Source organism: Neorhizobium sp. DAR64872/K0K18 (genome assembly GCF_050500175.1).
Classification (GTDB): Bacteria; Pseudomonadota; Alphaproteobacteria; order Rhizobiales; family Rhizobiaceae; genus Neorhizobium; species Neorhizobium soli.
Window position 1 is genome coordinate 1,549,111 of sequence record NZ_CP191446.1, and the last position, 19,085, is coordinate 1,568,195.

A 19,085-nucleotide genomic window follows, 5' to 3' on the forward strand; every position below is an offset into this window, starting at 1 on the left:
GTTCGACTATCGCGCTTAGGAGACGACGGGCGGTGCGCGCGGCAGCGGAGCCGGCCAATGCGTGCCGATAGGATTGGCATCGGTGAGTGCGGATGCAATCGCCTGAGCAAATTCCGGAATCGTCAGTGTCGAGGCGGTGAAAGCCAAAGCGCCGTCTGCGCCGCTCCACTGGCTGGGACCAGCCTCCCTGCGGTCGGCAGTCGCCAGCGTGCGAATAGGATCGCGTTTGCTGGCTTGTGGTGTCTCCGAGCTCTTCTCGCTGGAATGCGCAATGCGCAAAATTGCCTGGCTGTCACGAAGGCCACCAGACAGAAGAGCGACGAAGGCGATCAGCAGTGCCGCGACAAAGACTGCCCATTGCGACGGGAGCTTGTCCTGCGCGCACCGGGCCGTCTCTCGTGTTCCTGCCGGAAACACCGCCATCCGTTCCAACTCCGGAATATTCGTCACACCGAAGAGCCTGCTTCGGAAGAATGCCGCTTCTAAAGGAGAGTGCTGGTACGGTCAATCGCATCACGGCGGGGGATAACCGAAGTTTGACCCGCCTCGCGTCGGGCGCGAACCGGCCTTGACCTCAGTCAACGATTGGACGGGGCTCACCAGCACTTTCGAGCTGGGGGTCCGCGAGCCCCTGACCGGTTATTGCCGGCTGCGACCACCTAACGTTGCTAGCCAGCCTGCTTCAATGGCAGCGCTCTGATTCGACGGTCAATCTCGATTGTATGATAATGAGCGTTTAAACCGCTGTTTCAAAACGAGCCGAAACGACTAGGCAGACTGGATCAGCGGCAAGACTTCGATCGTGCCGTGATAGATCATGGTGATTGCGACATAGACGATTACGGCGAGGCCGAGATAGGCGATCCAGCGGTAGCGGTTGAGCAGGTTCGCCACGAAATTGGCAGCGATACCCATCATCGCAATCGACACGACGAGACCGATGATCAGGACTGCGGAATGCTCCTGAGCAGCTCCGGCAACGGCAAGGACGTTGTCCAGTGACATGGACACATCAGCGACGACGATCTGCATTGCCGCTTGAAAAAACGTCTTTTGCGGTTGGTTGGCGGCCGCAGCGTTGAGCGCGTCGGCGTCTGCCGTATCGTGGGCACGCAGTTCGCTCCACATTTTCCAGCACACCCAGGCGAGCAACAGGCCGCCGACCAGCTGCAGCCCGACGATGCCGAGAAGGTATGAGGTGACCGCTGCAAAAATCAGACGAAGCACGGTTGCGGCCGCGATGCCGAACAGGATTGCCTTCTTGCGCATGTCCGCCGGAAGGCCGGCAGCGGCAAGACCGATAACGATCGCGTTGTCGCCGGACAGCACGAGATTGATGGCAATGACCTCGACGAGGGCAGCCAAGCCAGCAGCGGTAAATAGATCCATGATAGGGGGGCCTGAATGGGAAGGATTGGAGGTAATTTCCTCTATCCGCTTCTTCGCGGTTGCGCACAAGCAATTTACAATTGTCTTTCCGCAAACCGTGGAAGGGATGGTCTGCCGGAAGATCAGCAACGGCGCTGGCGGGCAGGATATTTACATTCCCCAATTCCACCGTCATCAATGAGGCTACAAACGGGGAAATACCATGACGCTTGAACAGGATATCGCCAGGATCGCCGAGCAGGAAGCGGCCCTGATTTTCGACCGCTTTGGTCCGGACGAAGCCTGGCGACTCGGTTCTTTGCTGCGCGACATGGCGATCGAGAAGGGGCTGCCAGTCGCGATCGGTATCCGGCTTCACTCGATGCCACTCTTTTACACGGCGTTGCCGGGGTCGATGCCTGACAACGAAGACTGGGTTCGGCGCAAGAGCAATGTCGTCCTGCGCTTCTTTCAGTCGAGCTATGGGATGGGTCTGAGAATGACCAGGCAGGAGACAACACTCGAGGCAAAGTTCTCGCTTCCTATTGCCGACTATGCACCGCATGGCGGCAGTTTTCCGATAAAGGTGAACGGCGCGGGCTGTATCGGCGCAGTCACCGTATCGGGTCTCCCGCAGCGAGACGATCACAGGCTCGTCGTGGAGGCTCTGCTGGTGATGATGGGCAAGTCGTCCGACGGTGTTCAACTGGAGCAAGCTTGATGAGTTCTGAAGCGGTTCGTACCCCTGAAGACGTGCTGAATTTCTGGTTTGTCGAACTGGGACCGGAGAAATGGTTCGAAAAGAACCCTGCGCTGGACGTCGCAATCTCGAAGCATTTCGCAGCGACGCACCTGTTTCTGGCGCATGGAGATCTGGATACGTGGCGAGGGTCACGCGAGGGGCATCTCGCGGCCATCATCGTGCTCGACCAGTTTTCTCGCAATATCTATCGGGGCACACCGCTGGCGTTCGCAACAGATTGGATCGCGTTGCGGGAGGCGAGGCTGGCAGTTAACGAAGGTGTCGATACGGGCGCCGGTCTTCATGAGCGGTGCTTCCTGTATCTGCCCTTCGAACATTCGGAAGCGCTTGAAGACCAGGATCGCGCAGTCGAGCTTTTTGCTCTCCTCGGCGACGAACGATATCACGACTACGCGGTCAAGCACCGGGAGGTGATCCGTCAGTTCGGCCGCTTCCCGCATCGAAATGCTTTGCTCGGACGCAATTCGACCCCGGAAGAGCTCGAGTATCTTGCTCTGCCAGGGTCGGGTTTTTGATCAGATCTGATCTAATCAGCGCTTAGCGTCTAAAGGCGCGCGCAACTGCAATAAGTATGCAGGCGCCGATAAAGCCGGCGATGAGGTAGCCAATCCAGCCGCCCAGCACAACGCCGAAGAAGCCGAGAATGGCGTTGGCGATGATCGCGCCGACGATGCCGAGAAGGATGTTCATGAAGACGCCCATATTGCTCTTCATGAACTGTTCTGCCAGCCAGCCTGCAATGCCGCCGATGATGATAGCTGCGATCCAGCCGATGCCTGCTTCTTCCATGTCTTACCCTCACGTTTTGAATTTGCGATTGGTAACGCAGCAGAATGTTCCAAAGTTCCCAAGGAATTTTCAGGCTGTGCAGGACGTCCTTTTCTTCGCCTTGAAGTGCCTCTATTCGTGCCTGCGATTCCGATTGTCCTGAGAAGAGTAGAGACCGGTGCGCGTGAATTCCTTCGATCCCTTGTCACTGATGACGCGAACGATCCGCGCATCCATGATCGTCCTGCTTGTGACCGCAGCAGCGTTCACGGCCAATGCGCAGGCTCCGCAAAACGGTACGACGTCAACCCAGGCTGCACCGACCCAGGCTGCACCGACCCCGGCTGCGCCGACCCAGGCTGCACCGACCCCGGCTGCGCCGACCCCGGCTGCGCTGGCGCAGGCTGCACCGACCCAAGCAGCACCAGCACAGACCGCGCCGGGCCAGGCAGCCCCCGGGCAGGCCGGGCAACCGCAGGCATCTGCTCAGCAAAATCCACAGTCGATGGTGACGGTCGACTCGATAAACCATGAGATGAAGGAGACATTGGACAGCCTTCGCGGCCGGCTGACCACGTTCAACGATCAGGTCAGGCAGGATACGACCGACGACGGCCGACTGGCCGAGCTTCGCCTGCAGGCGGAAGAGATCGTCGAACAGATGCGCAGCGCGTCTGACACGCTGAAGGCACGTGTCACGCAGATCCAGTCCAGGTTGACGAGCCTAGGAGAACCACCGGCCGAAGGGCAGCCGCAGGAAGCGCCGGCCGTCGCCGAGGAGCGCGGCAAGCTGGTCAATGAGCGTTCCGAGCTGAACCTCATCGTCGATGATGCCAACAACCTGGCCAACAGCGCGACAAATCTCGCGAACACGATCACCAACCTGCGCCGTGCCCTGTTCGCGCAGACGCTGTTTCGTCATACGGAATTGAACGCCGATCTATTCATCGAGGCGGGCAATGCCTTCGTAACCGAAGTGCACAACTTCAACGCGACGCTTGGCAGTTGGATCGGCTTTGTCATCCGCTTCAAGCTGCTTCAGCTTCTGAGCGCCATCGCGCTGTCCATCGGTGCTGCGGCCCTATTCCTCTGGGGCGGCTACCGCATTTTCGGCCGCTTCATTCGTCGCAACGGTCAGGAAGATCCATCCTATATCAAGCGTCTTTCGGTCGCCTTCTGGTCGACCGTGATCCAGACGGTCTCGATCGCGGCCTTTCTGGTGACCTCCTATCTCTTCCTCGATGGGTTCAATGTTCTCAGACCCGATGTGGCGCCGATCATTGCTTCGCTGTTCGGCTTCATCTGGTTCGTCTCGTTTGTCTGGAAGCTCACCTATGGCGTAATGGCGCCGGGAGAGCCGGCATGGCGACTGGTGCGCATCACCGATAAGGGCGCGCGGCTGCTGACATTGGCCGTGCTCGTCATGGCGGTGGTCAACGGACTGGATTACCTTCTCGGCGCGATCAGCGAGGCATTGAACTCGCCACTGGTTCTGACGATCGTCAAGAGCCTGTTCGCCGCTGTCATCGTTGGTCTCATCCTGATCGCCATTTCCTTTGTACGGCCGCGCGTTGCCGAGGGCGAGGATCGTGGCGGCAGTACCGGCCATCCGTGGCCGCGGTTTTTCTCCGGTCTGTTGAAGATCATGGGCGGGCTGCTTCTGCTTGCTGTCCTGACGGGCTATATTGGTCTTGCCCGTTTCGTCGCGACACAGATCGTGCTGACCGGCGCGGTTGTCGTCCTGGTCTATCTGGGCTTCCTGTCGGGCAAGGCGATCTCCAAGCAGGGTGCGTTCAAGAACACCGGCGCCGGTCGGCAGCTGGCGGAGCGCCGCAATTTTGGCGAGGTCGCGCTCGACCAGACAGGGCTTGTTGCCGGCCTCGGCATCTATGCGTTCGCCCTGTTTCTCGGCATCCCGCTCATCCTTCTGACCTGGGGCTTCCAGACCACGGATATCGAGGCATGGATCTACAATTTCTTCACCGAAATTCGGATCGGTAACGTCTCCATCTCGATCGTCGGCATTTTCGGCGGCATTCTCCTGTTCGGGCTGGGGTTTGTCGTAACTCATTGGGTTCAGAAGTGGATCGACAACAACGTTCTTGCCCGAAGCCAGGTGGATCTTGGTGTCCGAAACTCGGTGAAGACGGGCATCGGCTATCTCGGCGTCGGGCTTGCCGTCATCGTCGGCGTGTCGGCTGCGGGCATTGACCTCTCAAGCTTTGCTCTTGTCGCGTCTGCACTGTCGGTCGGTATCGGTTTCGGCCTGCAGAACATCGTATCGAACTTCGTTTCGGGACTGATTCTGCTGGTGGAACGTCCGTTCAAGGTGGGTGACCACGTGGTGACGGGTGCAAACGAAGGCATCGTCAAGCGGATTTCTGTACGTGCGACCGAGATCGAGACCTTCCGCAAACAATCGATCATCGTGCCGAACTCCGACCTGATCAACGCCGCGGTCGGCAACTGGACGCATCGCAACAAGATCGGCCGTTCGGAAATTCCGATCGCTGTCAGCTACAACGCTGACCCGCAACGGGTGATGGACATTCTGCTGGAACTCGTCGACCAGATCCCCGAAGTGCTACGGAATCCGGAGCCTCACGTCGAGTTCCTGACATTCGGGCCGTCGTCGCTGAATTTCGAGCTTCGTTTCCATCTCGCTGACATGGGCGATGGTCTTCGCATCCGGAACAACCTTAGGATCGCCATTCTGCAGCGCTTCCGCGCGGAGGGCATCGAGATTCCGTTCCCGCAGCAGGAGATCGTCTTCCACCGCGGAAAGCCGGTCCTGCCCGATGAGGGAGATACGGCGGGTGGCGCGTAAAGCCACACGCCGAGAATGGTAAGGTACCGGAATAATACATCATTCACTTTAGGCAGCGGTAACTCGATGACCGCTGCGCTCAAGATGTGAAAGTACTGCCTAATTAACGCTTCTGAAAATTGCTTCGCATAGAGTTAAACAAATGGGGCAAGGATCGGGGTTAAAAGGGTACCATGACATTTCTCGGCATTTCCGGCATGCAATATTCCGGCGAATCTTTGGCGAATGCGCGCATATTGCTTGCGGAAGATTCCAACGTATTTACGTCGATGGTCGGGACCCGACTGAAAGAACTGTTCGGCATCGAGATTGAGATCTGCCGTAACTTCGAAGATCTGCAGCTTGCTTACGATCGCTCCACCGAGCCTGTCACGCTTGCGATCTCCAACATCAACCTCCCGGGTGCTGAAAACGGAGAGGCGCTGGAATACCTGATCGATCTGTCGATCCCGACCATCGTCTTTACCGGCACCTTCCAGCAGGAAACACGCGATAGGCTTCTGGCCAAGGATATCGTGGATTATATCCTGAAGGACAACGTCTTTGCGGTCGACATGCTGGCGGAATCGGTTTGCAGGTTCCTGACGAACCACCGCCATCACGTCCTGATCGTCGATGATAGCATGACCGCCCGTGCACTGCTCTCGAGCCGCCTGAAGCGGTATAACTTTAGGGTCAGTGTTGCCGAAAGCGGCGCCAAAGCCCTTGAGATCCTGAAGAAGAGCCCCGATATCGGTCTCGTCGTCACCGACTACAACATGCCCGATATCGATGGTTTCGAACTGACGCGCCGCATCCGCTCGGTTCGCGGTTCCCACGAACTGCGCGTCATCGGCGTGTCTTCGTCGTCGGACCGGCTGCTTTCCGCCCGATTCCTGAAGGCCGGCGGCAATGACTTCATGTTGCGGCCCTTCATCGACGAGGAGTTCTACTGCCGCGTCAACCAGAACCTGGATACGCTGATCCAGATCCGCACGATGCGCTCGAAGGCTCCAGCAGCCGACGTCAGGAACGTTGCCTGATTTCTTGAGAGCTGCTGAGTGTGCAAAGCGAGCGGCACCTCATATCGATGGGGTGCCGCTCTCCAAGAAAACTTACACCACGACCCCGGTGCGTGCGGTGTTGAGCGAAAGCTTGCGCTCTGCGCGTTCCTGCTGGGGTGAGCGGTTGTAGACCTCGCGGTAACACTTGGAAAAATGAGACGCCGACACGAACCCACAGGCGACCGCAACCTCGACGACCGGCATCGAGGACTGCACCAGCAGATGCCGGGCGCGGTCAAGGCGGATCTCGAGATAGTAGCGGGCAGGGGATCGCCCCATTTCCTGCCGGAACAGACGCTCTATCTGGCGGCGGGACAGGCCGACATCGTCGGCGATTTCGACCAGTGACAGCGGCTCGGCCAGATTGTTTTCCATCAGCTCTATGATCTGCAGAACCTTGGAGTTCTGGACCCCGAGCCTGGCACGCAAGGGAAGACGCTGGCGGTCATGCGGGTTGCGGACGCGATCTGTCAGCTGCTGTTCGCAGACACGGTTGACAAGATTGTCGCCGAAATCCTGGCCGATCAGGTTCAGCATCATGTCGAGTGACGCGGTGCCGCCAGCGCAGGTATAGAGGTTGGAGTCTACCTCGTAGAGATCCGCATAGACTTCCGCCTGTGGAAACGCTTCGGCAAAACCCGGGAGGTTCTCCCAGTGGATCGCGCAGCGCTTGCCGTTCAGGAGCCCCGCCTGCGCCAGAATATGCGCGCCGGTGCAAAGGCTTCCGACAGCCGTGCCGCGGTTATAGGTCTCGCGCAGCCAGGCGTTGACAGACTTGTTGTTGAACTCCTCCACATAGATGCCGGAACACATCAGCACCATGCTGGGGCGATGCTCACCGCTCAGGTGACGGCGTTCGTCTGCAAGAGAGGAATTGACTTCGAGACCGATACCACTGGACGAGTAGACCTTCTCGCCATCGACGGAACAGAGGCGCCAGGTATAGGCAGCGTAGCCGAGCATACGGTTTGCGATCCGCAGGGTTTCGACGGCAGCTGCAAAGGGCAGCATCGTAAAATGCGGCACAAGAAAGAAAACGAGCGCGCGTTTCTTCGCGTGCCCACGGTTTGTGATATCCATGTCGCTGTTCCCTTCGCTGGCCGCCGTTGATCCGGTCGTTTCTTTAAAAGCGACATTGACACGGAAGGCGGTGACGGAGAAGGACATTCGACGACGGCGAAATGTCAAATTTGCGACGTCCAAAGGTCGCACACACTATAATCTCGTTAACAGGCGATCAAAAAAGACGCAGCCTCAAGACCTGCCTGCGTGTCGCATGCAGGCCATGAGTATTGGGCATCAATGGCGCTTGAGGTCGTTGTCGGTGGATGGCCAACCGATATCCTTGCGGATTTCTGGTGGCAGGCCCTCAAGGACCTGTTCATTTTGACGGCGGCGCCATGCGTCCCGCAGGTTTGAAAAGGTGCTCAGGGCAAGCCCGAAGTATGTCGCAAACGACGACTGCGATGTTCGTGGCTGTACGCTCTCACGATAGGTCATGATGCTCATCGATTTTCTCCTTGGGGCTCTCGTTCGAGCACTGGACGCCGATTCAAAGTGAACTGCGGTCAGTCATCAAAAAAGAGAATTAAAATGATCCATCCCATCAAGATTCGTTTTGTTTTGAGATGGCGTGTCGTGTTTCCAAGGGTGCGACCTGTTTGACTTTCAATCAAACGAAATGATATGGTGCTTAGGTTCAATTTAATTGATGGTGATGACGATGACCGTTCCGTTTCGACCGCCTCTTCCATTGCTCGATATCGACATCCTCAGAACCTTTGTTGCCATTGCCGAGACGGGCAACTTTTCGACTGCCGCAGAAGCGGTTCTGCGAACACCGTCGGCCGTGTCCATGCAGATCAAGAAGCTCGAAGAACAGTTGAAGACGACGCTGTTCCTGCGGGACGCGCGATCGGTGTCGTTGACGCAGAATGGCGAAATGCTTCTGTCCTATGCGCGCCGGATGCTCGCTCTATCGAACGAGGCGGTCTCGCGGTTCGTCATGCCCGATCTCGCGGGCGTCGTGAGGCTGGGCGCTCCCGATGATATCGCCGAGCGGTTACTTCCAAAGCTCCTGAAGGATTTCGGAGAGAGCTTTCCGGGGATCATGGTCGATGTCACCGTCGACCAGAGCCTGCAGTTACGCCGGCGGATGGATGAGCAGCGGCTGGATCTCACCCTGATCAACTGTGCGACAAGGCCGTTCCCGACCACCGGTGAAGTGATCCATTCCGAACGGCTCGTCTGGGCCGGTGCTAAATGCGGCAATGCCTACTTGCGTGATCCGCTACCGATCTCCGTCTGGGAGGATGGGTGCGTGTGGCGGCAGGATGCGATCTCTCAGCTCGATCGCCACAAGCGCTCCTATCGTATCGCCTATGCGAGCTCTCATACGATGGCGCAGCGCGCAGCAGTCGTGTCCGACCTTGCGATCGCACCATTCCCGCTTTCCTATGTCACGAGCGACATGCAGGTTCTGGGCGCCAAGGAAGGGCTGCCCGAACTCATCAGCTTCGACATTCGGCTTCTAACCGCGCCCCATCTCTCGGCCCCGGCCAAGGCTGTCGCGGAAAGCATGAGGGAAGCGTTCGGCGCGCTGGCAACGGCGGCCTGAACTCGGGCATTTCCGTGAGCATCACCAGATCTTCTTGGTGATGCCGTGATAAAGCCATGTCCAGATCGGCGGCGGAAAGCGCAGGGCTGATGGCCCGGCTGGTTCATACGGCTTCAGATTGCCCGTGATCGCATCCTGGATTGCTTTGATTGCGATATCCGTCGCGGATGCCGTCATCAGGAGCGGATAGGTTGCCATCGTGTCGGAACGGGCCGGAGATATCCGTTTCTCGTAAAGCGTTCCGCCGGTATCGACCCCGTTGTCAACGAGATGGACGGTTGCCCCGAAATTCTGCGCATCGCCTTCCACGAGAGCCCAGTACCCGCCCATCTGGCCACGATACATCGGGTTGATGCCAGCGTGGAAGTTGATCACGGGGCAGGGGATCGAGGCAAGCGTTCGGGGTGACAGGATACGGCAGGATATCGTGAAGACGACTGCCGGTCGGATTGCACTTAGAGCAGCATGACACGAAGCGTCATTCAGGGACGATACGAATGTCACAGGAACTGCCGGGTTGGGAGCCGCTATCAACCCGTGCTCGTGAATGATCTCTTCAGACCGTCTCGCTGCGATGCCTTTGCCGAGCCGTGACGCAATCATCGTAGCCAGCTGACCAAGCGCATGCATCCATCCAAACCGCTTCGCGCGCCGCTTCAGAAGCACCGATTTCGGTTCCGCTTCCTCCTGGATAACGTGGAGATCAGAAAACTCCCGATGGATGGCATTGATCATCACCTGCGGGTTTATGCCGCCAGCAGTCATGATCAAAACCCGAGAAGATGAATGTTCCGTCATGGGCCTGCCCCGTAATTGACCGCGTAGCGTGCGCGCTCATAGTAACGGGGAAAGATTGGCAAATTCACACCGACCTCTCGGTTCGCGCGCTGCGACAACCGATTTGTCCTGTATCATTGTGCTGGAACCGGCGGTGAAGTCATCGGGCGCGATCGGGCTGTTGCCAAAAAGCATCACAGCGGTCGCTAAGAGACACATCACATTTGATCACGTGAACTTTTTCCGAGCTGGAACGTTCCTGTGCCGGAAATTGATTTTCCGAACGATTTGATCTTCATCCAGGGAGTTTTCTAACATGACGGCAAAGACAGTCACGGTTATCGCCGCACTTTTCGTAACGGCAGCTTCGCTCAGCTCGTGTGGCAACACGATCCGCGGCGTAGGCCAGGACACGGCGAACACCGTGAACGCCACCCAGGACGCCGGCCACCGCGTTGGCAAGGCTGCACAGTAATTAGTTACTCCCCAGCTCCGCTGTCGGCCATCACGTGCCGGCAGCGAGGCTGCTGAGGTGCCCCGCAGCGAGGGGCAGGGCGGTCTTGGCGTACAAGCTACGGCCAGTTTCGATGCGCTTTGCTCGACTTGATCAGACTCGAGCCTTTGGATAGGCGCGCTCGAAGCCGCCTGACTGATCAAGACCCTTCTTGAACGCCTGATAGGCTGGGTGCTGGCTGGATTTCGCCGCTTCCGCAATGCGGATTTGAAGCCGCGCCGGCGCTGCATTGCCGAGCCATCCACCAGATTTTTCCAGTTTCAAAGAGTTGAGAAACCGTCCTTCACTCGCCTGATCCAGGTAGAGATGCAGACCCGACAGGAGAAGGTCATCGCTCGACGGGTTCTCCATCAACAGAACAAGCCAGGACTGCTGTTCGGCCGACCGGTTCTCGAAACTCTCGGCAACGGTCTCGCGACTGCCAATTGGCGAAATGTTGCTCACGTCTTCATCCTTTACCGTGATCGTTTCACGCCAGATCCACGCCTCCACACCGTGGGGAGCGCCGTCCTGACCTTTGTCGATCTTATCGCCCAACATGTCGACCTTGTCGATAAGGACGTCGGCATATGGCCGGTTGGCGTCAGAACGGTCCGACGCCGAGCCCTGTCATTCCGCAGCGATCCGTGCCTCCTCGGATGATGCAGGGCTGACCATGGCAGAAATGATTGTGTGCAGGTCGAGCGTCCCGACAGGCGCTCCAGTAGGATCTGTCACCGTTGCCCGTGTCAGGCTCGCCTCGCAGATCGCTCTCGCAGCGCTTTCGATCGTCGTGTTGCCCGCAAGCCTGATGCCGTCAGTCAGACCGTCGAACGGTTTCATCACGGTTTTTGCCTGCAACACACGCCCTCGGTTCACCTCCTTGACGAAGGCGGTGATGTAGTCATCAGCCGGTGACAGGACGATATCTTGGCCGGTTCCCTGCTGCACTACCTCACCATCGCGCAGAATGGCGATCTTGTCGCCCAGCCTCAGCGCCTCGTCGAGATCATGGGTGATGAATACGACGGTCTTCTTGAGCTCCGCCTGGAGATCGAGAAGCACGGTCTGCATGTCGACGCGGATCAGCGGATCGAGCGCGGAATAGGCCTCGTCCATCAAAAGGATGTCGGCATCGTTGGTCAGCGCCCGTGCGAGGCCGACGCGTTGCTGCATGCCGCCGGAAAGCTGGTTCGGGTAGTGGTTCTCGAAGCCGGAGAGGCCGACCCGCTCGATCCAGTACTGACCTTTCTTGAAGCTTTCCGCGCGAGGCACTCCCTGGATATCCAACCCATAGACCGTGTTCTCGATCACGGTCCGATGCGGCAGAAGCGCGAATTTCTGAAACACCATCGCCGTCTTGTGCCGACGGAATTCCCGAAGATCGTTTTCGCTCATCGTGCACACGTCGACGCCGTCATAGACGACTTCGCCGTAGGTCGGGTCGATCAGCCGGTTGATATGGCGGATCAGGGTCGATTTGCCGGAACCAGACAGACCCATGACGACCGTGATGCCGCCCGCCGGCATGGATATGTTGATGTCTTTGAGGCCGAGCACATGACCGTGGTTCTTGTTGAGCTCGGTCTTCGTCATGCCCGCCTTGATGGCGTCGATATACTGGCGACCGTTCGCGCCGAAGATTTTGTAGAGACCTTTGATCTCGATGCCGTGACTAGCCATGGACCACCTCCGAATGTTTTTGCAGGCGCTTGCCGAATGCCTGGCTTGTTCGGTCGAAAATGATGGCGATCGCAACAAGCGCGAAACCGTTCATGATGCCGAACGTAAAGAACTGGTTGTTGATCGCCTGCAGCGTGTTGCGGCCAAGCCCGCCGACGCCGACCATGGATGCGACTACGACCATCGCCAGCGACATCATGATCGTCTGGTTGATCCCGGCCATGATTGTCGGCAGGGCCAGCGGCATCTGCACGTTCTTCAGCTTCTGGCTTGGCGACGAACCGAACGCATCCGCGGCTTCGAGCACTTCCTTGTCGACAAGCCGGATGCCGAGATTGGTCAGGCGGATCATTGGCGGGACCGCATAGATGACCACCGCAATCAGTCCCGGAACTTTGCCGATACCGAAAATCATCACGACGGGAATGAGGTAGACGAAGCTCGGCAGGGTCTGCATCACGTCGAGAACCGGGTTGACGCTTGCCTGCGCCCGGTCGGACCGCGCCATCAGAATGCCGATAGGGATGCCGACGATGATGGAGATCAGAGTTGCGACCGTGGTGATCGCGAGCGTGATCATCGCATCGTTCCAAAGGCCGATAAAGCCGATGAACGACATTCCGAGCGCGGTACCGATGGTGATGCGGATGCTGCGGCTGCCGAGATAGACGATGGTGAGGATGACGGCGAGGACGATGATCCACGGCGAGTTGGTGAACAGCCTTTCCAGGAAGTTCAGGAACCATTGCAGGGGCTGGACGATCGTATCGATAAAGCCGGTATATTCGCGAACAAGGCTCTTGAACCCCTCATCGATGACCTTGCGTGCTTCACGGATGGAAGCGTCGCTGATCGCCGGAAAGCTACACAGAGCGTTCGGCAGGAAGTTGCAGGTTGCCATGATGTTCCCCTTATAGGTTGGATTTTTGGCGTAACCCGGCATGGCTGCCCGAGCGCCTTCCTGACCAAATCAGCGTCATGCACGTCTGCAATGGATAAGGCGTCGGGGTAGCGCGACCGTCAGCTGTGGACGGCTTGTCGCGACTTCTCACGCGCCTTGAGCGGGAAGCCGAAGATCGGCTTCCCTCATTGGCGAGGCTAGGCTCAGAGAGCAGCCTTTACCTTTTCAGCGACGTCGGCACTGACCCACTTGCTCCAGATTTCCGGGCTGGTTGTAAGGAAGTGCTTGGCTGCGTCTTCATTGGTGCCCTGGTTGTCCGTCTGCCAGGCGAGAACGCTGTTGATCGTGGCGTTGCCCCACTTGCGCGCCTTGATGTAATCCATCGCGACGCCGGCCTTGTCGGCGAACTTCTTCGTTACGACCGTGAAGGCTTCCGAACTTGGATAGGAGTTGACCTTGGGGTTCGGGCAATCCGGAACCGCCGTGCAGGCGTCCCAGTTGGCCTTGTCATGCGGCGTATCGAAGGACAGTTTCACCATCTCGTACTTGCCGAGAATGGCGGTCGGAGCCCAGTAATAGCCGAGCCAGCCGGTCTTCTTTTCGAACGCACCAGCAATCGAACCGTCGAGGCCGGCAGCCGAGCCCGTATCGACCAGTTCAAAGCCCTTCTCGCTTGCGCCGAGAGCCTTGTAGAGGTTGGCGGTCGATGTCTGGCAGTTCCAGCCGGACGGGCAGTTGGTCACAGCACCCTTGGACTTGTCTTCAGGCGCCGGGAAGAGTTCAGGATGGGCAAGCGCCTGCTGCACGGTCTTGATGTCCGGATGCGCGTCTGCAAGGAATTTTGGGATCCACCAACCCTCGACGGCGCCGTCTGCAAGGATTTCAGCCGCGATGACGAGGCGTCCTTCCTTGACCGCCGCGTCGAGCGGGGTGCGAACGGCGTTGACCCAGAATTCAGGTGCAAGGTCAGGCTGACCCTTCTCGTTCATCGATGTGAATGTCGGCATCGTGTCGCCGGTCACCATTTCGACGGAGCAGCCATACCCGTTTTCGAGAATGATCTTGTCGATATGCGCGGCAACGCCAGCGGACGCCCAGTTCATCTCGGCGATGGATACCGACCCGCAGTCGGCGTGAGCAGTGCCGGCGAAGGCGTAAAGACCGGCGGCAAAGGCTGCGGAAGTGAGGAGTTTTTTCATGTGTAAGACCTCCCAGTCTTATTCGTGACAGTGTTCAACTCTGGAGGCGCCGATAACAGGCACCCGATGATTGCGGCTTTGTGCGATCAACCGGTAGATGTGATTGCATCGGCCAGCTGCGGTCATGCGTCTTTTATACGTCCGCAAACTATGTCACGGGCGCTGCGCAATTATGTGTCAGCAGTATCAGCCTACGTTTTCCGAAGCAGAAATCAACTGTCCGCGAGTAACCCGACAACAACGGGCATATCACCAAGCCCTTGTAAGATATCGTGTTAGCGTCTTTTGTGACGACAAAAGCGCCATCGCCGGCAATAACTATGCAAACTCTGCAAAAAGGGGCGGCCGGCTCATGAGGTCCGCATTTTGTCACGTCCGATATTTGACGTTTTGTGGCCGATTAGCGCCTTCGCTCTGGTGAAGAAAAATTTCACCCAGCATGCAAAAAAAATGAAACTGCAGGCTTTGGTAGCGCTCTAATAACCATACGGTAAGAATGTGAGGTTAGATATTGCCGCCATGGTCGTCTTCGAACGACTTGGCGCCGGATCAGGTATTGCGTACCGGACGCCATAACCATTCTGCATCGATGTGAGCGATCTCAAAATAAGAAATCGCGCTATGATTGCAACTCCGTCGCGGTCTGGCCTCAGCTTTGAAGTCAGCCCGCGCTGATTGTGCGGATGAAACCGAGCAGCGAAAAGCGCGTGTCGAGCTGCATTGCGCGGCTCTGGCGATCACGACGCGGAAGGCTCGAATTCCAGGCAATCTGAACGCCGTCATTGTTCTTGAAGATGTAGAGCATCGGTGTTTCCTCAGAGGCTTCGTAGACCGAAGCCGTGTCGTTTTCATGTGCGCTCAGATACGCTGCAAACCAGCGCGTTTCAACGCAACAAGTCGGCAACGCGTGTCGCAAACAGAATGCTCATTGAGAAAGTTCTGAGATCGCGCCCGGAGATGTGACCCGCATGGGATTGACGGGCGACCTTCAAGGAGTCAACATGGCGGTGCAATGCAAATCCAGAGCAAACACCAGCAGGGCCGGACGCCTTCCTCATCTACGAATCGTCCGGTCCCTTTCTCTGTGATCGGACTGCTGCCATGACGCGCTCCGGGCGTGTCGTGTTGGTTCTTGGCGGCGCCAGGTCAGGCAAGTCGTCATTTGCTGAAAAACTCTGCCGCGAAACGGGCCTTTCCCGGCATTACATTGCCACAGGCCGCGCCTATGACGCCGAGATGGAAGAACGCATTCTGCGCCATCAAGACGACCGTGGCACAGGCTGGATCACCCACGAAACACCATTGAACCTCGCAGCCAACCTTCGCAGCATAGACTCTGGTGATGTCGTCATCCTCGTCGACTGCCTCACGCTGTGGGTGACGAACCTGATGATGGCGGAGGCAGACATGGCATCGGCCTCGGATGGACTGATGTCTTATCTGAAGGATTGCGCGGCAACCGTCATTCTGGTGTCCAACGAAGTCGGTCTCGGTATCGTGCCGGACAACCGCATGGCACGCGAGTTTCGCGATCATGCCGGCCGCCTGCACCAGGGAATCGCGGCCGAGGCAGACGAAGTCTTTTTCGTGGCCGCCGGTCTGCCATTGAAGATGAAGGGTTAGGCAAGGGGGCGGGTCTACTGGCGGTGGTCTAGAACCCCAGCCAGACACGCACCGGATGGGCCGGATCTGCAATCAGTTTCGTCGCAAGCGCGATGCAGGAGATCACCAGCAGCGGCTTGATGATCTTCGCGCCGTTTCGCATCGCCAGTCGCGACCCGATCTGTGCACCGATGAACTGGCCAACGCCCATCATCAGGCCGATCTTCCAGAGTACCGATCCCGACGCTGCAAACACCAGAAACGACCCGAAGTTGGAGCCGAGATTGATGAGCTTCGTGTGGGCGGTCGCCTTAAGCAGTCCGAAGCCGGCGAGCAGGACGAAGCCCAGCATGTAGAATGATCCGGCCCCAGGCCCAAATACGCCGTCATAAAGCCCGACGAGCGGCACCGCAGTCAGCCCGAAAACGAACGGCGTCACCCGCCGGTGACTTTCCAGATCGCCGAGATTCGGCTTTAAGGCGAAGAAGATCGCGATTGCCACGAGCAGGAAGGGGATCGCGGTCGTCAGGAATTCGGCTGGAACGATGGAGGCAAGAAGCGCCCCGATGGCGCCGCCGAGCGCCGCCATGGCTGCCATCGGCAGCTGCTCTTTCAGCTTCACATGCCCCTTGCGCGCATAGGCGATCGTTGCCGATGCCGAGCCGAACTGGGATTGCAACTTGTTTGTGGCAATCGATTCCAGCGGAGGAATGCCGGCGATGAGCAGCACAGGGATGGTGATCAGCCCGCCGCCACCTGCAATCGAATCGACGAACCCCGCGAAGACGGATGCGAGAAAAAGAAGAAAAAGCAGCTGAAATGCAATGTCGCTCAAGGCTGGCGCTCTGCGTAAAGGAGAGGAGGGGAAATGGCGGAGGGATGCGAGGAGGGATGCGCGCCGGCTTGTGGCACCGAATCGGTGATCCGGCAATAGGAGGGGCGCTGGCAGCGGTTGCAGATAGCAGCCGCATTGCAGTAAACCGTTGCGGCGCTATGTTGCGCAATGGACGGCCGCTGGCAGGCGGCGAGCATTTCAAGGTATTCGCATGCAAAAAGTCATATTCGATACTGACCCCGGCGTAGACGACGCCATGGCGCTGCTCTTTCTTCATCGCCATCCGGAAATCGATCTTGTCGGTGTAACGACGGTGTTCGGAAATGCCTCGATCGAGCTGACCACGCGCAATGCGCAGTTCCTGCACAAGGAGTGGGGCATCGATGCGCCGATCGCCAAAGGCGCCGGCAAGACGCTCGATCCCTCGCGGGTCGAGCAGCACTCGCCGACGATCGTGCATGGCGAGGACGGCCTCGGCAATATCGGCGTGCCACTCGAAATCGATTGGCCGCTCGATCCGCGCGAGGCATCGCAGTTCATCATCGATACGATCAGGGCCAATCCCGGCGAGATCACGATCGTCGCTGTCGGTCGCATGACCAACCTGGCTCTGGCTCTCCAGGCCGACCCTGAGATCGCAGGCCTCACCAAGCAGGTGGTGATCATGGGCGGCGCTTTCGACGTCAATGGTAATGTGTCGCCAGCAGCCGAAGCAAATATCCATGGCGATCCGGATGCCGCCGATATCGTCTTTACCGCGCCTTGGAACGTCGTTGCTTTCGGCCTCGACGTCACCATGAAGACGATGATGTCGTCAGATGATATGGCTGAGATGGCCAAGGGTGGCGACAAGGCGCTAACACTCCTGTCCGACCTTTCGCAGTTCTATATCGATTTCTACCGCCAGGGCGCGGGTCTCGATGGAATGGCAATCCACGACAGCTGTGCCTGCGTCTATCTGGTCGCGCCCGATCTGTTCAAACTTCGCAGCGGCCCTGTCCGCGTGGTCTGCGGCGGCATTGCCGACGGCGAGACGATCCAGGCGCCGGACACGGGCCGACGGTTCGCCGACAGTCCTTGGGATGGCCAGCCAAGCCAGAAGGTCGCGGTCGGTGTCCAACCGGAAAAGGTGCTGGACGTTATCCGTGTCGCGCTGACGGCAGGTCGGCCGGCCTAGCCCTCTTCTAATTTGAGGGCGGTTTGGCATTCTGACCGATACGCAATCGATGTTTAGGCAACAATGTAGCGGCAAATTTGCGCCGTCTTGTTGGAACCCATTGGCATTTTCGATTGGTTTCCTTATGTGGAACACCGAATACAGACTTTTTAAAAGGACATGGGCGTGACTGCTACATTCGACAAAGTTGCCGACATCATCGCTGAAACCAGCGAGATCGACCGCGAGACGATCACGCCGGAGAGCCACACGATCGACGATCTTGGCATCGACAGCCTGGACTTCCTCGACATCGTTTTCGCGATCGACAAGGAATTCGGGATCAAGATTCCGCTCGAGCAGTGGACCCAGGAAGTGAACGAGGGCAAGGTCTCGACGGAGGAATACTTCGTTCTGAAGAACCTCTGCGCCAAGATCGACGAACTGAAGGCGGCAAAGGGCTAAAGCCCAAAGCCGGCGCAAGTTCATGCTTCTTGAATATTTCCAGATGATCGATCGGGTGGAAACACTCGATCTGGCCGGAAAAACGCTGACTGCACGCTCGGTCGTTCCTGAAAAGAGCCCCGTTTTCGAAGGGCACTTTCCGGGAATGCCGCTCGTGCCGGGCGTGCTATTGATCGAAACCATGGCGCAGGCATCCGGAATGCTGGTTCTTGCGGCGACCGATTTCGCCGCGATGCCGTTCCTGATGTCGGTGGACAGTGCCAAGATGCGTGCGTTTGTCGAGCCGAATGCCGTGCTCGACATCGAGGCATTTCTGGAGCATGAGGGTTCCGGCTACATGGTGACAAAGGCGAAGATTACGTCGGGCGGCAAGAAGGTCTGCGATGCGCAGCTGAAGCTGCGGACAATGCCTTTCACTGAAGTTCCGCTGGCGCCGATCGTGCGCAAGCGCGCCGAAGAGGTCGGCCTCCTCGCGGCGATGCAGGCCGGCATTTGACGCACAGCCTTCCGGAGTAATGCGGCCTCGACGGACCGGTTCTAAAGTGTCTCGCCGTGCCTGATGTCGTCGCTGGTCAATGGCCGCGCAAA

At 58.2% G+C, this 19,085-nt stretch carries 22 protein-coding genes; 10 read left to right on the forward strand and 12 right to left on the reverse strand.

The window, feature by feature from the left end; genetic code table 11:
- Positions 1-15: 15 nt before the first annotated feature.
- Positions 16-450, reverse strand: coding sequence for a hypothetical protein (locus ACQY1P_RS13100; RefSeq protein ID WP_430256572.1), 435 nt, complete (start codon positions 448-450; stop codon positions 16-18).
- Between the two features lie 318 nt (positions 451-768).
- The gene (locus ACQY1P_RS13105) at positions 769-1,389 is read right to left on the reverse strand and encodes a TerC family protein (protein ID WP_092662219.1); all 621 of its coding nucleotides are present in this window, start codon (positions 1,387-1,389) and stop codon (positions 769-771) included.
- A 202-nt stretch (positions 1,390-1,591) separates the two neighbouring features.
- On the opposite strand from ACQY1P_RS13105, the gene ACQY1P_RS13110 reads away from it, so the two are divergent.
- Both ACQY1P_RS13110 and ACQY1P_RS13115 read left to right on the forward strand, forming a co-directional pair.
- Positions 1,592-2,089 (forward strand): heme-degrading domain-containing protein, encoded by a 498-nt coding sequence (locus ACQY1P_RS13110; protein ID WP_062580596.1) that lies wholly within the window; start codon positions 1,592-1,594, stop codon positions 2,087-2,089.
- Entirely contained in the window at positions 2,089-2,646 is a 558-nt protein-coding gene (locus ACQY1P_RS13115; protein WP_430256573.1) for a DUF924 family protein, read from the forward strand. Before ACQY1P_RS13110 ends, ACQY1P_RS13115 begins: the two co-directional genes overlap by 1 nt.
- A 22-nt stretch (positions 2,647-2,668) precedes the next feature.
- Here the strand turns inward: ACQY1P_RS13115 and ACQY1P_RS13120 are convergent, their stop codons facing one another.
- Complete coding sequence (locus ACQY1P_RS13120) at positions 2,669-2,920, reverse strand: GlsB/YeaQ/YmgE family stress response membrane protein (protein ID WP_062457205.1); 252 nt, start codon at positions 2,918-2,920, stop codon at positions 2,669-2,671.
- Positions 2,921-3,110: 190 nt separating this feature from the next.
- Here ACQY1P_RS13120 and ACQY1P_RS13125 point away from each other — a divergent pair, with 190 nt between their 5' ends.
- Both ACQY1P_RS13125 and ACQY1P_RS13130 read left to right on the forward strand, forming a co-directional pair.
- Positions 3,111-5,726 carry a mechanosensitive ion channel domain-containing protein gene (locus ACQY1P_RS13125; protein WP_430256705.1) on the forward strand — a complete coding sequence of 872 codons (2,616 nt, stop codon included), beginning with the start codon at positions 3,111-3,113 and terminating at the stop codon, positions 5,724-5,726.
- A gap of 173 nt (positions 5,727-5,899) precedes the next feature.
- Positions 5,900-6,748: a response regulator gene (locus ACQY1P_RS13130; protein ID WP_092662225.1), complete on the forward strand. Its 849-nt coding sequence runs from the start codon at positions 5,900-5,902 to the stop codon at positions 6,746-6,748.
- Between the two features lie 72 nt (positions 6,749-6,820).
- On the opposite strand, the gene ACQY1P_RS13135 is transcribed toward ACQY1P_RS13130, so the two are convergent.
- Positions 6,821-7,849 (reverse strand): GlxA family transcriptional regulator, encoded by a 1,029-nt coding sequence (locus tag ACQY1P_RS13135; protein ID WP_062458093.1) that lies wholly within the window; start codon positions 7,847-7,849, stop codon positions 6,821-6,823.
- Between the two features lie 219 nt (positions 7,850-8,068).
- Complete coding sequence (locus ACQY1P_RS13140) at positions 8,069-8,278, reverse strand: hypothetical protein (RefSeq protein ID WP_430256574.1); 210 nt, start codon at positions 8,276-8,278, stop codon at positions 8,069-8,071.
- A gap of 214 nt (positions 8,279-8,492) precedes the next feature.
- On the opposite strand from ACQY1P_RS13140, the gene ACQY1P_RS13145 reads away from it, so the two are divergent.
- Complete coding sequence (locus ACQY1P_RS13145) at positions 8,493-9,386, forward strand: LysR family transcriptional regulator (RefSeq protein ID WP_062458089.1); 894 nt, start codon at positions 8,493-8,495, stop codon at positions 9,384-9,386.
- 21 nt (positions 9,387-9,407) lie between these two features.
- On the opposite strand, the gene ACQY1P_RS13150 is transcribed toward ACQY1P_RS13145, so the two are convergent.
- Positions 9,408-10,184 (reverse strand): formyl transferase, encoded by a 777-nt coding sequence (locus ACQY1P_RS13150; protein ID WP_430256575.1) that lies wholly within the window; start codon positions 10,182-10,184, stop codon positions 9,408-9,410.
- Between the two features lie 295 nt (positions 10,185-10,479).
- Between ACQY1P_RS13150 and ACQY1P_RS13155 the strand changes: the two genes are divergently transcribed.
- Positions 10,480-10,638: an entericidin gene (locus ACQY1P_RS13155; RefSeq protein WP_062457192.1), complete on the forward strand. Its 159-nt coding sequence runs from the start codon at positions 10,480-10,482 to the stop codon at positions 10,636-10,638.
- Positions 10,639-10,770: 132 nt separating this feature from the next.
- On the opposite strand, the gene ACQY1P_RS13160 is transcribed toward ACQY1P_RS13155, so the two are convergent.
- The 5 genes from ACQY1P_RS13160 to ACQY1P_RS13180 form a co-directional block, all read right to left on the reverse strand.
- Positions 10,771-11,121, reverse strand: a complete 351-nt coding sequence (locus ACQY1P_RS13160) for a hypothetical protein (protein WP_062458086.1) — start codon at positions 11,119-11,121, stop codon at positions 10,771-10,773.
- 165 nt (positions 11,122-11,286) lie between these two features.
- Positions 11,287-12,339 carry a quaternary amine ABC transporter ATP-binding protein gene (locus ACQY1P_RS13165; protein ID WP_062580606.1) on the reverse strand — a complete coding sequence of 351 codons (1,053 nt, stop codon included), beginning with the start codon at positions 12,337-12,339 and terminating at the stop codon, positions 11,287-11,289.
- Positions 12,332-13,240 (reverse strand): ABC transporter permease, encoded by a 909-nt coding sequence (locus ACQY1P_RS13170; protein WP_062457186.1) that lies wholly within the window; start codon positions 13,238-13,240, stop codon positions 12,332-12,334. Before ACQY1P_RS13170 ends, ACQY1P_RS13165 begins: the two co-directional genes overlap by 8 nt.
- A gap of 203 nt (positions 13,241-13,443) precedes the next feature.
- Positions 13,444-14,439, reverse strand: a complete 996-nt coding sequence (locus tag ACQY1P_RS13175) for an ABC transporter substrate-binding protein (RefSeq protein ID WP_092662231.1) — start codon at positions 14,437-14,439, stop codon at positions 13,444-13,446.
- 661 nt (positions 14,440-15,100) lie between these two features.
- Entirely contained in the window at positions 15,101-15,244 is a 144-nt protein-coding gene (locus ACQY1P_RS13180; RefSeq protein WP_430256576.1) for a hypothetical protein, read from the reverse strand.
- A 296-nt stretch (positions 15,245-15,540) separates the two neighbouring features.
- Here ACQY1P_RS13180 and cobU point away from each other — a divergent pair, with 296 nt between their 5' ends.
- Positions 15,541-16,062, forward strand: coding sequence for a bifunctional adenosylcobinamide kinase/adenosylcobinamide-phosphate guanylyltransferase (gene cobU, locus ACQY1P_RS13185; protein WP_430256577.1), 522 nt, complete (start codon positions 15,541-15,543; stop codon positions 16,060-16,062).
- A gap of 28 nt (positions 16,063-16,090) precedes the next feature.
- Here cobU and ACQY1P_RS13190 read toward each other — a convergent pair whose 3' ends face one another.
- Positions 16,091-16,876 (reverse strand): TSUP family transporter, encoded by a 786-nt coding sequence (locus tag ACQY1P_RS13190; protein WP_430256578.1) that lies wholly within the window; start codon positions 16,874-16,876, stop codon positions 16,091-16,093.
- Positions 16,877-17,087: 211 nt separating this feature from the next.
- Between ACQY1P_RS13190 and ACQY1P_RS13195 the strand changes: the two genes are divergently transcribed.
- The 3 genes from ACQY1P_RS13195 to ACQY1P_RS13205 all read left to right on the forward strand — a co-directional run bounded on the left by ACQY1P_RS13195 (position 17,088) and on the right by ACQY1P_RS13205 (position 18,993).
- Positions 17,088-18,053 carry a nucleoside hydrolase gene (locus ACQY1P_RS13195; RefSeq protein WP_430256579.1) on the forward strand — a complete coding sequence of 322 codons (966 nt, stop codon included), beginning with the start codon at positions 17,088-17,090 and terminating at the stop codon, positions 18,051-18,053.
- Positions 18,054-18,212: 159 nt separating this feature from the next.
- Positions 18,213-18,497 (forward strand): acyl carrier protein, encoded by a 285-nt coding sequence (locus tag ACQY1P_RS13200; RefSeq protein ID WP_092662234.1) that lies wholly within the window; start codon positions 18,213-18,215, stop codon positions 18,495-18,497.
- Positions 18,498-18,519: 22 nt separating this feature from the next.
- On the forward strand, positions 18,520-18,993 hold the full coding sequence (locus ACQY1P_RS13205) for a 3-hydroxyacyl-ACP dehydratase FabZ family protein (RefSeq protein WP_430256580.1): 474 nt from the start codon (positions 18,520-18,522) through the stop codon (positions 18,991-18,993).
- The last annotated feature ends 92 nt before the right edge of the window (positions 18,994-19,085 follow it).